Origin of the sequence: Pantoea sp. UBA7232 (assembly GCF_002473195.1) — a bacterium.
Taxonomy (GTDB): domain Bacteria; phylum Pseudomonadota; class Gammaproteobacteria; order Enterobacterales; family Enterobacteriaceae; genus Pantoea; species Pantoea eucrina.
The window spans coordinates 107,053-119,284 of the sequence record NZ_DKTK01000012.1 but is presented as its reverse complement, the minus strand read 5'-3'; the positions used below and the strand labels follow the sequence as shown (position 1 = coordinate 119,284).

At 56.3% G+C, this 12,232-nt stretch carries 11 protein-coding genes; 10 read left to right on the top strand and 1 reads right to left on the bottom strand.

The window, feature by feature from the left end; all coding sequences use genetic code 11:
- Positions 1-89: 89 nt before the first annotated feature.
- Positions 90-173, bottom strand: a complete 84-nt coding sequence (gene leuL / locus B4056_RS17045; RefSeq protein WP_108569992.1) for a leu operon leader peptide — start codon at positions 171-173, stop codon at positions 90-92.
- A 733-nt stretch (positions 174-906) separates the two neighbouring features.
- Between leuL and ilvI the strand changes: the two genes are divergently transcribed.
- From ilvI to mraY, 10 genes are all read left to right on the top strand, one after another.
- Positions 907-2,631 (top strand): acetolactate synthase 3 large subunit, encoded by a 1,725-nt coding sequence (gene ilvI, locus B4056_RS12620; RefSeq protein ID WP_094110732.1) that lies wholly within the window; start codon positions 907-909, stop codon positions 2,629-2,631.
- Between the two features lie 2 nt (positions 2,632-2,633).
- Positions 2,634-3,125 (top strand): acetolactate synthase small subunit, encoded by a 492-nt coding sequence (ilvN, locus tag B4056_RS12615; protein WP_039382558.1) that lies wholly within the window; start codon positions 2,634-2,636, stop codon positions 3,123-3,125.
- Positions 3,126-3,322: 197 nt separating this feature from the next.
- Positions 3,323-4,333 (top strand): catabolite repressor/activator, encoded by a 1,011-nt coding sequence (cra, locus tag B4056_RS12610; RefSeq protein ID WP_039382560.1) that lies wholly within the window; start codon positions 3,323-3,325, stop codon positions 4,331-4,333.
- Positions 4,334-4,819: 486 nt separating this feature from the next.
- A complete protein-coding gene (mraZ, locus tag B4056_RS12605; RefSeq protein ID WP_039382563.1) occupies positions 4,820-5,278 on the top strand; it encodes a division/cell wall cluster transcriptional repressor MraZ in 459 nt (152 codons plus the stop codon).
- 2 nt (positions 5,279-5,280) lie between these two features.
- Positions 5,281-6,222 carry a 16S rRNA (cytosine(1402)-N(4))-methyltransferase RsmH gene (rsmH, locus tag B4056_RS12600; RefSeq protein WP_039382565.1) on the top strand — a complete coding sequence of 314 codons (942 nt, stop codon included), beginning with the start codon at positions 5,281-5,283 and terminating at the stop codon, positions 6,220-6,222.
- Positions 6,219-6,539, top strand: coding sequence for a cell division protein FtsL (ftsL, locus tag B4056_RS12595; protein ID WP_039382567.1), 321 nt, complete (start codon positions 6,219-6,221; stop codon positions 6,537-6,539). Before rsmH ends, ftsL begins: the two co-directional genes overlap by 4 nt.
- 16 nt (positions 6,540-6,555) lie before the next feature.
- Positions 6,556-8,322, top strand: coding sequence for a peptidoglycan glycosyltransferase FtsI (locus B4056_RS12590; RefSeq protein ID WP_039382568.1), 1,767 nt, complete (start codon positions 6,556-6,558; stop codon positions 8,320-8,322).
- A complete protein-coding gene (murE, locus tag B4056_RS12585) occupies positions 8,309-9,796 on the top strand; it encodes a UDP-N-acetylmuramoyl-L-alanyl-D-glutamate--2,6-diaminopimelate ligase (RefSeq protein WP_288654902.1) in 1,488 nt (495 codons plus the stop codon). The genes B4056_RS12590 and murE overlap by 14 nt, the downstream gene beginning before the upstream one ends.
- The gene (murF, locus tag B4056_RS12580; RefSeq protein WP_039382572.1) at positions 9,793-11,154 is read left to right on the top strand and encodes a UDP-N-acetylmuramoyl-tripeptide--D-alanyl-D-alanine ligase; all 1,362 of its coding nucleotides are present in this window, start codon (positions 9,793-9,795) and stop codon (positions 11,152-11,154) included. Before murE ends, murF begins: the two co-directional genes overlap by 4 nt.
- Positions 11,148-12,230: a phospho-N-acetylmuramoyl-pentapeptide-transferase gene (gene mraY, locus B4056_RS12575; RefSeq protein ID WP_039382574.1), complete on the top strand. Its 1,083-nt coding sequence runs from the start codon at positions 11,148-11,150 to the stop codon at positions 12,228-12,230. Before murF ends, mraY begins: the two co-directional genes overlap by 7 nt.
- The last annotated feature ends 2 nt before the right edge of the window (positions 12,231-12,232 follow it).

Genomic DNA, 12,232 nt, shown 5'->3' with positions numbered 1-12,232 from the left:
TATCTTCCTTTTGCATTAACTTCGCCGGTGCAACGAGCATAAAAAAACCCGCGCAGTGGCGCGGGTTTTTAACTTTCAGCGGGTTGGAATCAGTTGTTGATTTCGCCCACGAGTCTACCGCGCAAACTGGATGCGTTTAGTAGTAGACCGAGTAGGCGGAAAGAACGAAACATGAATCAGACCCCATAAAATGTGTGCTGTACATATTGGTACTGGATTAGCGATGTGATGTCAACCCTGCATCAGGGGCTATTTTACTTACGCTAAAAGCGCGATCTGCTGGAAATATTGACGCCTGTGGAGGATCGCGAAAAAAATAGCGTGCTGCATCGCAGGGGCAGATGTAATGTACGCTATCATAAAGCGATTATTTTGATTAAATTATTGATTTTATTGTTATATTTTAATGTGTGAGGCAGGTGAAAATACAAATCTCAGGCTGCAAGGCAGAATAATATAATGCCTCTGGCAATTTTTGACGTTAATCACACGGCAAAGAAAGAAGTTAAAAACATTGTGGGCTGATGCAACAGGCGATAACAAAAATATATTTCTTACAACTCGCTGAAAATAATCTTCAGACCAGCATATTCCTCTGAATTTATGCCTGCCGATCAGTTTATTCATCGTACCCTGACCCGGCACATCAGAGGCTTACTTGTCCGGGAACGCGCGTCGCAGGGCCTGGCGGTTTGCAGCCCGCAGGCTCTGCGGTTATGGTAATCGTCCTACTCTCAAAAGAATTCATTCAGGTAGATTCCCGATATCTGGAAGGCGGAAATGAATTCCTTCTTCTGAGCATAAACATAAGATTTTGATCTTAATTGGCGATAAGGGAACAGATGCGACACCGTGCGCTGGACAGCGCTGCCCGTCGCGGCTGTTTCTGACGCCTGGAGGCAGAAAATGGAGATGTTGTCAGGAGCCGAAATGGTCGTCCGTTCGTTGATCGATCAGGGCGTAAAACAGGTATTCGGTTATCCGGGCGGAGCAGTGCTCGATATCTATGATGCGCTGCAGACGGTCGGTGGAATTGACCATGTACTGGTGCGTCACGAACAGGGCGCAGTGCATATGGCAGATGGTCTGGCACGGGCAACCGGCGAAGTTGGCGTGGTGCTGGTGACGTCTGGACCGGGGGCGACGAATGCCATCACCGGTATCGCAACCGCCTATATGGATTCGATTCCACTGGTGATCCTGTCAGGTCAGGTGCCCTCATCGCTGATTGGCTATGATGCGTTTCAGGAGTGCGATATGGTCGGTATCTCCCGGCCGGTGGTCAAACACAGCTTCCTGGTAAAAAGCACAGAAGAGATCCCTACGGTGCTTAAGAAGGCCTTCTGGCTGGCGGCCAGCGGGCGTCCCGGCCCGGTAGTCATCGATCTGCCTAAAGATATCCTGAATCCGGCGAATAAACTGCCGTATGCCTGGCCGGAAAGCGTCAGCATGCGCTCTTATAATCCGACCCTGCAGGGCCATAAAGGTCAGATTAAGCGCGCACTGCAGACGCTCTTGGGTGCGCATAAGCCGGTCATTTATGCCGGTGGCGGGGCGATCACGTCAGGATGCGAAGCGGAACTGCGCCAGCTGGCTGAGCAGCTTAACATCCCGGTAACCACCTCGCTGATGGGGCTGGGCGCGTTTCCTGGCACGCACCGTCAGTGCGTCGGTATGCTGGGCATGCACGGTACGTATGAAGCCAACATGACGATGCACAACGCCGATTTGATCTTCGGCATCGGCGTCCGCTTTGACGATCGCACCACCAACAATCTGGCAAAATATTGCCCGAATGCCACCATCATGCACATTGATGTGGATCCGACGTCTATTTCAAAAACGGTCAGCGCAGATATTCCGATCGTTGGCGATGCCAAACAGACGCTGGTGCAGATGCTGGAGCTGCTGGCGCAGAGCGACACGCAGCAGCAGCACGACAGCCTGCGCGACTGGTGGCAGAACATTGAAACCTGGCGCAGCCGTAAGTGTCTGGAGTTCAATCGCAACAGCGATAAGATTAAACCGCAGGCGGTGATAGAGACAATCGCGCGTCTGACGGGCGGCGAGGCTTACGTGACCTCTGATGTCGGACAGCATCAGATGTTTGCTGCACTCTATTACCCGTTTGACAAGCCGCGTCGCTGGATCAACTCCGGTGGCCTTGGCACCATGGGCTTTGGCCTGCCGGCTGCGCTGGGCGTGAAGATGGCGCTGCCGGAAGAGACGGTGATCTGTGTCACCGGTGATGGCAGTATCCAGATGAACATTCAGGAGCTATCGACAGCGCTGCAGTACGATCTGCCCGTACTGGTGCTCAATCTGAACAACCGTTTCCTCGGCATGGTGAAACAGTGGCAGGATATGATCTATTCCGGACGCCATTCACAATCCTATATGGAGTCGCTGCCCGATTTTGTCCGCCTGGCTGAGGCGTATGGCCATGTCGGCATCGCTATCCAGCATCCGGCCGAGCTGGAAGAGAAGCTGCAGCTGGCGCTGGATACGCTGGCAAAAGGGCGACTGGTGTTTGTGGATGTCACCGTTGATGGCAGCGAGCACGTCTATCCGATGCAGATTCGGGGCGGCTCAATGGATGAAATGTGGTTGAGCAAGACGGAGAGGACTTAATTATGCGTCGTATTCTATCGGTGCTGCTGGAGAATGAGTCGGGCGCATTATCCCGCGTGGTCGGACTTTTCTCCCAGCGCGGTTACAACATCGAGAGCCTGACCGTTGCGCCCACCGACGATCCTACTCTGTCGCGCATGACCATTCAGACCGTGGGCGATGAAAAAGTGATTGAGCAGATTGAGAAGCAGCTGCATAAGCTGGTGGATGTACTGCGCGTCACTGAACTGGGGCAGGGCGCTTACGTTGAGCGTGAGATCATGCTGGTCAAAATTCAGGCCAGCGGCTATGGCCGTGAAGAAGTGAAACGCAGCGCGGAGATTTTTCGCGGACAGATTGTTGATGTCACACCGACGCTTTACACGGTTCAGCTGGCAGGCACCAGCGACAAGCTGGATGCGTTTCTCAACAGCGTACGCGAAGTAGCAGAGATTGTTGAGGTGGCACGTTCAGGTATCGTTGGCGTATCACGCGGCGAGCGCATCATGCGTTAATCCCGCTCTGTTATCACTGCACTTTACTCTAACCCGGCGTAATGCCGGGTTTTTTTATTTTATGCGCCAGCTTTGTTTGCTGATGAAAAGCGGTTGCTCAGGCCGGTTTTCTGCGGTTAGATGTAACAAAGATTTTATCCACAGCTACGTTGCGGATATCTCCGCCAGCTCTGGCTTATCGACATGAAGGTGTTATCGTGAAACTGGATGAAATTGCGCGTCTGGCCGGCGTCTCGCGTACCACCGCCAGCTATGTGATCAATGGTAAAGCGCGGCAGTATCGTGTCAGCGACAAAACGGTTGAGAAAGTGATGGCGGTGGTACGCGAGTATAACTACCACCCCAATGCGGTCGCTGCCGGCCTGCGTGCAGGGCGCACGCGCTCTATCGGACTGGTGATCCCCGATCTCGAAAACACCAGCTATACGCGTATTGCTAATTATCTGGAGCGTCAGGCGCGCCAGCGCGGCTATCAGCTGCTTATCGCCTGTTCAGAAGATCAGCCTGATAACGAGATGCGCTGTATCGAGCATCTGCTGCAGCGTCAGGTCGATGCAATCATCGTCTCCACTTCGCTGCCGCCGGAGCACCCGTTCTACCAGCGCTGGATAAACGATCCGCTGCCGATTGTCGCGCTGGATCGCGCGCTGGATCGTGAGCACTTTACCAGCGTTGTCGGTGCCGATCAGGATGATGCGCGCGCGCTGGCGGCTGAATTGCGTCAGCTCCCGGTGAAAAACGTACTGTTTATGGGCGCGCTACCGGAGCTTTCCGTGAGTTTTCTGCGTGAAATGGGCTTCCGCGAAGCCTGGCAGGATGATGAGCGTTCAGTCAGTTACCTCTACTGCAACAGTTTTGATCGCGCGGCCGCCGCTGCCCTGTTTGAGCGTTATCTGGACGAAAATCCCATGCCTGATGCGCTTTTTACCACATCATTTGGTCTGCTGCAGGGCGTAATGGATGTCACGCTGAAACGAGAAGGGCGGCTGCCAAAAGATCTGGCGATCGCCACGTTTGGCGATCACGAATTACTCGATTTCCTTGATTGTCCGGTACTGGCGGTGGGACAGCGTCATCGCGACGTTGCAGAGCGGGTTCTGGAACTGGTGCTGGCGTCTCTTGATGAGCCGCGCAAACCCAAACCCGGATTAACGCGCATTCGCCGTAACTTATTTCATCGTGGCCAGTTAAGCCGCCTGACAAAATGAGTTAGCGGACGCGATGATGCCCGCCATTTATTCACTATCTGGCGGGCAATTAATTATCTGACGTAAAAAAGCGTAAATAACAGCCATTAATTTTCACAAAACAGCGAGCAATTTAATCCTGCTGGATAAAAGTTAGTCATTTTTAATCCCTGCCAGCAGGCGCTTGCGCTGGGCTTCCGTTCAGAAATCCCCTAAAATGCCGCCGCTGTCGCATAACCCTGCGCTGCTGTACTTAAGCCAAATCTGAATCAAATTTAATCATGTCTGAAGTAAGCAGATATTTTTATACTGTTATTCATCGGTTTAATTTTGCTTTGCCATTCCGCACGCTTTTTTATTTCGCTTTCCGCTTATTTTTCCGGGATGTAAAGAGTGATATTCACCTGCCGTTGCGGCTTGACAATGTTTTCATCGGCTCCGTAAACTCGTTTCGTGGTAAAAAGTGGGATAAAGTGGTGAAAACGGTAGCTGAGGAGTCAGGCTGGCATGTTCCGCGGGGCAACGTTAGTCAATCTCGACAGTAAAGGGCGGTTAGCGGTTCCGGTGCGCTATCGCGAATTACTGCTCGCAGAGTCTCAGGGTCAGATGGTCTCTACTATCGACCTGCATCAGCCTTGCCTGCTGCTTTATACCCTGCCCGAATGGGAAATTATTGAGAAAAAACTGGCTCGCTTATCCAGTATGAATCCGGCAGAGCGACGCGTACAGCGTCTGCTGCTCGGACATGCCAGCGAATGCCAGATGGATAGTGCAGGCCGGCTGCTGCTGGCAAATACCTTAAGGCAGCATGCGGGACTGAAAAAAGAAGTGATGCTGGTTGGGCAGTTCAACAAGTTTGAATTGTGGGATGAACAGACCTGGTATCAACAAGTCAGGGATGATATTGACGCAGAACATTCAGCTCAGGAACCTCTATCTGAGCGGTTGCAGGACTTATCGCTATAGCTATGCAGGAAAATTTTAAACATACCACGGTGCTGCTGGATGAGGCGGTAAACGGCCTTAATATCAGGGAAGACGGCATTTACATTGACGGCACCTTTGGTCGCGGTGGCCACTCACGCCTGATCCTTTCGCAGCTTGGCGAAAATGGACAGCTGCTGGCCATCGATCGCGATCCGCAGGCAATTGCGGCCGCCGCTGAGATTAACGATCCGCGCTTTTCTATTGTGCACGGTCCTTTCTCAGCGCTGGCAGACTATGTCGACGCGCGCGGGCTGACCGGGAAAATCAGTGGCGTCCTGCTGGATCTGGGCGTCTCCTCACCGCAGCTGGACGACGCCGAGCGCGGCTTTTCGTTTATGCGCGACGGGCCGCTGGACATGCGCATGGACCCCACGCGGGGTCACTCTGCCGCTGAATGGCTGCTGCAGGCAGAAGAAGCTGATATCGCCTTTGTGCTGAAAACATACGGCGAAGAGCGTTTCGCGAAGCGCATTGCACGCGCCATTACAGAGCGCAATCGGGAGCAGCCGATGACGCGCACAAAAGAGCTGGCTGAAGTCATTGCCGCCGCGACGCCGGTAAAAGATAAATTTAAGCACCCGGCGACGCGCAGCTTTCAGGCTATTCGTATCTGGATCAACAGTGAGCTGGAAGAGATTGATACCGCACTCAAAGGCGCGCTTTCTGTTCTGGCTCCGGGTGGCCGTTTATCCATCATCAGCTTCCACTCTCTTGAAGATCGCCTGGTGAAGCGTTTTATGCGCGATCAAAGCCGTGGTCCGCAGGTTCCGGCGGGAATTCCGATGACGGAAAGCCAGCTGAAAGCGCTGGGCGGACGCGAGCTGAAAACGCTGGGCAAGCTCATTCCGGGCGAAGCAGAGGTGCGGGAAAACCCGCGCGCGCGCAGCTCGGTGCTGCGTATTGCTGAAAGGACCGCGCCATGATTGGCAATGAGCGGCACAGTCTCCCCGGCGTCATCGGCGGAGACCTGCTGCGCTTTGGCAAGATCCCGGTGTTGTTGCTGATTGCCGTACTGGTCTCTTCGGTACTGGTCGTGACCACAACGCACAAAACGCGCCTGCTAACGGCGCAGCGTGAACAGCTGGTGCTGGAGCGCGATGCGCTGGATATCGAATGGCGCAACCTGATTCTGGAAGAGAACGCGCTTGGCGATCACAGCCGGGTAGAGCGGATCGCAACCGATAAGCTGCAGCTGCGGCACGTTGATCCTTCTCAGGAAAATATTGTGGTGCAGAAATAAGGAATCGCAGACCTCAATGAGCGGCGCAGGCAAAACGCTGAAGTTAAAAAAACAGGAAGATAAGGCCAGCTTTGTAAGCTGGCGTTTTGCTTTGCTGTGCGGCTGTATTTTACTCGCGCTGGGCGGGCTGCTGTCGCGCGTCGCCTGGCTGCAGGTGATCAAGCCCGATCGGCTGGTTAAAGAGGGCGATCTGCGCTCGCTGCGCGTGCAGGAAGTGCCGACGGCGCGCGGCATGATCAGCGACCGCGCCGGGCGTCCGCTGGCGGTCAGCGTACCGGTTAATGCTATCTGGGCCGATCCTAAAGAGCTGATTGGTCACGGCGGCGTCACCCTTGATAGCCGCTGGAAAGCGCTCTCAGATGCGCTGTCGATCCCGCTGGATCAGCTGGCCGCGCGCATCAACGCCAACCCCAAAGGACGCTTTATCTATCTGGCGCGTCAGGTTAATCCGGCCATTGGCGACTATGTGAAAAAACTGAAGCTGCCGGGTATTTATCTGCGCCAGGAGTCGCGCCGCTACTATCCGGCCGGTCAGGTCACCGCGCATCTGATTGGTTTCACCAACATTGACGGACAGGGCATCGAAGGGATTGAGAAAAGCTTCGACAAATGGCTGACGGGCGCGCCAGGCGAGCGTACGGTGCGTAAAGATCGCTTCGGGCGCGTCATTGAAGATATCTCGTCGGTCGACAGCCGTGCCGCACACAATCTGACGCTGAGTATTGATGAGCGGCTGCAGGCGCTGGTCTATCGCGAACTCAACAATGCGGTCGCCTTTAACAAAGCAGAGTCGGGTACGGCGGTGCTGGTTGATGTCAGCACGGGCGAAGTCCTGGCAATGGCAAACAGCCCTGCCTACAACCCGAATAACCTCAGCAATACGCCAAAAGATGTCATGCGTAACCGCGCCATCACCGACATTTTTGAGCCGGGCTCAACGGTGAAGCCCATGGTGGTGATGACTGCGCTGCAGCGTGGGGTGGTGAAAGAGAACAGCGTACTGAACACCGTGCCATACCGCGTAAACGGTCATGAGATCAAAGATGTGGCGCGCTATAACGAACTGACCCTGACCGGGGTCTTACAGAAGTCGAGTAACGTCGGGGTTTCACGTCTGGCGTTAGCGATGCCCTCCTCAGCGCTGGTAGATACTTACGCGCGCTTTGGACTGGGTAAACCGACCAATTTGGGGCTGGTCGGGGAAAGCAGTGGCTTATACCCTCAAAAACAACGGTGGTCTGACATAGAGAGGGCCACCTTCTCTTTCGGCTACGGGCTAATGGTAACGCCGTTACAGTTAGCGCGAGTCTACGCAACGATTGGCAGCTACGGTATCAATCGTCCTCTCTCCATTACCAAAGTGGATCCGCCGGTTGCGGGTGAGCGTGTCTTTCCGGAGAACCTGGTCAGAACGGTAATGCATATGATGGAGAGCGTGGCGCTGCCCGGCGGCGGTGGGGTAAAAGCCGCTATCAAAGGATATCGCATTGCGATTAAAACCGGCACCGCGAAAAAGGTCGGTCCCGACGGCCGCTACGTCAATAAGTATATCGCCTACACCGCCGGTGTGGCACCAGCCAGCCAGCCGCGTTTTGCGCTGGTCGTGGTGATTAACGATCCGCAGGCCGGTAAATATTATGGCGGTGCAGTCTCTGCGCCGGTGTTTGGCGCCATCATGGGCGGCGTATTGCGCACCATGAATATTGAGCCGGACGCACTGCCTGTCGTGGATAAAAACGAATTAGTGAAGAACAGAAGTGAGGCATCAAGTGACAGATCGTAACCTGCGCGATTTACTGGCCCCCTGGGTGGCCGGCGCGCCGGCGCGTCCCCTTCGTGACATGACGCTGGACAGCCGCGCGGCGGCGGCCGGCGATCTGTTTATCGCCGTAGCGGGCCATCATGCTGATGGCCGGCGCTTTATCCTGCAGGCCATTGCGCAGGGCGTTGCCGCCGTGATTGCCGAAGCGGAAGGCGAGGCCAGTGACGGCGATATCCGTGAACTGCACGGCGTGCCGGTGATCTATCTGGCGCAGCTGCCGCAGCGCCTCTCCGCGCTGGCTGGACGCTTTTATCAGCAGCCGGGCAGCAAGCTGAAGCTGGCAGGCGTTACCGGGACGAATGGCAAGACCACCACCACCCAGCTGATTGCGCAGTGGGCTAACCTGCTGGGCGAAACGGGCGCGGTGATGGGTACCGTGGGTAACGGCCTGTATGGCCAGCTGCTGCCAGCAGAGAACACCACCGGCTCGGCCGTTGAGGTTCAGCATATCCTGCACGACTTAGTGGGGCAGGGCGCAACCCTGGCAGCGATGGAGGTCTCGTCGCATGGCCTGGTACAGCACCGCGTGGCGGCATTGCCGTTTGCTGCGGCGGTATTTACCAATCTGAGCCGCGACCATCTCGACTACCACGGTGACATGCAAAGCTATGAGTCAGCCAAGTGGCTGCTCTTTTCTGAACATCAGATCGGTGACGCAATCATCAACGCTGATGATGAGACCGGCTATCGCTGGCTGCAGCAGCTGCCCGATGCGGTCGCGGTAACCATGGCAAACAACCTGCCATCCGGCTGGCACGGGCGCTGGCTCCATGCCACTGAAGTCGCGTATCACGACGGTGGCGCACGCGTGCGCTTCAGCTCCAGCTGGGGAGATGGCTCTTTTGACAGCCGCCTGATGGGCGCCTTTAACGTCAGCAATCTGCTGCTGGCGCTGGCTACGCTGCTGACGATGGACTATCCGCTGGAGAGTTTAGTGGCAACCGCTGCAGACCTGCAGCCGGTATGCGGACGCATGGAAGTCTTCAGTGCAGCGGGCAAAGCCACCGTTGTGGTGGATTACGCGCACACCCCGGATGCGCTGGAGAAAGCGCTGGAAGCGGCGCGCCTTCACTGTAAGGGCCAGCTCTGGTGCGTATTCGGCTGCGGCGGCGACCGCGACAAAGGCAAACGTCCGCTGATGGGGGCGATTGCTGAACAGTTTGCTGACGTGGTGGTGATCACCGATGACAATCCGCGCAGCGAAGATCCCGCCGCGATTGTGGACGATATTCTGACCGGACTGCTCGATCCGGGTCGCGCACGCGTCGTGCCTGGCCGGGCGCAGGCGGTGACCAGCGCCGTGATGCAGGCAAAAGCTGAAGATATCGTGCTGGTCGCCGGCAAGGGACATGAAGATTATCAGATTATCGGCAATCGTCGTCTCGATTACTCGGACCGCGACACCGTCGCCCGACTGCTGGGAGTAATGGCATGATCCCGATTACGCTGCAAACGCTGGCTGACATCAGCGGCGGTACGCTGCACGGCAGCGATGCGACCCTGCATGAAGTCACGACCGATACCCGTAAAGTCACCGCAGGCTGCCTGTTTGTGGCGCTGGTGGGTGAGCGTTTTGACGCGCACGACTTTGCTGAGCAGGCGATGAACAGCGGGGCGCAGGCGCTGCTGGTGAGCCGGCAGTTACCGGTTGCGCTGCCGCAGGTGGTGGTGGCTGATACGCGCATTGCGTTCGGCCAGCTTGGTGCCTGGGTACGTCAGCAGTCGACCGCGCGCGTCGTGGCGCTGACCGGCTCATCGGGTAAAACCTCAGTGAAAGAGATGACGGCGGCGATTTTACGCCAGTGTGGCGAAACGCTCTACACCGCCGGTAACCTGAATAACGACTACGGCGTGCCGATGACGCTGCTGCGTCTGACCGCGGCACATCAGTATGCGGTGATTGAGCTTGGTGCTAATCACCAGGGCGAAATAGCCTACACCACGGCGCTGGTACAGCCGGAGACCGCGCTGGTCAACAATCTTGCAGCGGCGCATCTCGAAGGTTTTGGATCACTGGCAGGCGTGGCGAAAGCCAAAGGCGAAATCTTTGCCGGTTTACCGCTGCACGGCACGGCGATTGTAAACGCCGACAGTCACGATCTCGCTAACTGGCAGCCCTATTTTGCCGGCAGAACGCTGTGGCACTTTTCGCCGCAGCCGCTGACTGATGCGGAGTTTCGCGCCAGCGATATCGTACTGCGGCCTGACGTGACCTGCTTTACGCTGCACACGCCGCGCGGAGATATCGCTATCGAACTGCCGCTGCCGGGCCGCCATAATATTGCCAACGCGCTGGCCGCCGCGGCACTGGCCCTGTCGGTCGACGCACCGCTGACCGCCATCCAGTCTGGCCTGAAAATGCTGCAGCCGGTGCCGGGACGCCTCTTCCCGGTGCGTCTCTCGGCGACACAGTTGCTGCTGGATGACAGTTATAACGCAAACGTGGGTTCGATGACGGCCGCCGCGCAGGTGCTGGGTGAGATGCCCGGCTTCCGCGTTATGGTGGTAGGCGATATGGGCGAGCTGGGCGAGGAAGCGGAAGCGTGCCACCGTCAGGTGGGCGCCGCAGCACAGGCTGCCGGCGTGGATGCCGTGCTCAGCACCGGTCAGCTCAGCCACTTTATCAGCGACAGCAGCGGCAGAGGCCAGCATTTTGCCAGCAAAGCCGCGCTAATCGCCCATCTGCAGGCGCTGCTCGCGCAGCATCCTGAGATCACTATTTTAGTTAAAGGTTCACGTAGTGCCGCCATGGAGCAGGTAGTACAGGGACTGAAGGAGAAAGGAACATGCTAGTCTGGCTGGCCGAACATCTGGTCGCATTTTATTCCGGTTTTAACGTCTTTTCCTATCTGACGTTTCGCGCCATTGTCAGCCTGCTGACCGCTCTGTTTATCTCATTATGGATGGGACCGCGCCTGATCGCCTGGCTGCAGAAGCTGCAGATTGGCCAGGTGGTACGTAATGATGGCCCGGAGTCGCACTTTAGCAAACGCGGCACGCCGACCATGGGCGGCATCATGATCCTGACATCAATCACCATCTCCGTACTGATGTGGGCTTACCCTTCCAATCCCTATGTCTGGTGTGTACTGGTGGTACTGCTCGGCTTTGGCGCCATTGGCTTTGTTGACGATTACCGTAAAGTGGTGCGTAAAGATACCAAAGGGCTTATCGCGCGCTGGAAATATTTCTGGATGTCGGTGATCTCACTCGGCGTGGCATTTGCGCTGTTTGTGGCTGGCAAAGATACGCCTGCCACGCAGCTGGTGGTGCCCTTCTTTAAAGATGTGATGCCGCAGCTGGGTCTATTTTATGTGGTGCTGGCCTACTTTGTCATTGTGGGCACCGGCAACGCCGTGAACCTTACCGATGGTCTTGATGGCCTGGCAATTATGCCAACGGTGTTTGTCGCTGCCGGTTTTGCGCTGGTCGCCTGGGCAACCGGCAACGTGAAGTTTGCTGAATATCTGCATATCCCCTATCTGCGTCACGCGGGTGAGCTGGTTATTGTCTGCACCGCGATTGTCGGGGCCGGGCTCGGGTTCCTGTGGTTTAACACCTATCCGGCACAGGTTTTCATGGGTGACGTCGGGTCACTGGCGCTGGGCGGCGCGCTGGGCACGCTGGCGGTGCTGCTGCGTCAGGAGTTTCTGCTGGTGATTATGGGTGGCGTATTTGTGGTTGAAACGCTGTCGGTGATCCTGCAGGTCGGCTCCTTTAAACTGCGCGGCCAGCGTATTTTCCGCATGGCGCCTATTCATCATCACTATGAACTCAAGGGCTGGCCGGAACCGCGCGTTATCGTGCGCTTCTGGATTATTTCGCTGATGCTGGTGCTGATTGGCCTGGCTACGCTGAAGGTGCGTTAATC

Excerpts from the sequence above, each read along its gene's own strand:
- leuL (WP_108569992.1), bottom strand. The coding sequence starts at position 173 with ATGTTTCGTTCTTTCCGCCTACTCGGTCTACTACTAAACGCATCCAGT.
- ilvI (WP_094110732.1), top strand. The coding sequence starts at position 907 with ATGGAGATGTTGTCAGGAGCCGAAATGGTCGTCCGTTCGTTGATCGAT.
- ilvN (WP_039382558.1), top strand. The coding sequence starts at position 2,634 with ATGCGTCGTATTCTATCGGTGCTGCTGGAGAATGAGTCGGGCGCATTA.
- mraZ (WP_039382563.1), top strand. The coding sequence starts at position 4,820 with ATGTTCCGCGGGGCAACGTTAGTCAATCTCGACAGTAAAGGGCGGTTA.
- rsmH (WP_039382565.1), top strand. The coding sequence starts at position 5,281 with ATGCAGGAAAATTTTAAACATACCACGGTGCTGCTGGATGAGGCGGTA.
- ftsL (WP_039382567.1), top strand. The coding sequence starts at position 6,219 with ATGATTGGCAATGAGCGGCACAGTCTCCCCGGCGTCATCGGCGGAGAC.
- B4056_RS12590 (WP_039382568.1), top strand. The coding sequence starts at position 6,556 with ATGAGCGGCGCAGGCAAAACGCTGAAGTTAAAAAAACAGGAAGATAAG.
- murF (WP_039382572.1), top strand. The coding sequence starts at position 9,793 with ATGATCCCGATTACGCTGCAAACGCTGGCTGACATCAGCGGCGGTACG.
- mraY (WP_039382574.1), top strand. The coding sequence starts at position 11,148 with ATGCTAGTCTGGCTGGCCGAACATCTGGTCGCATTTTATTCCGGTTTT.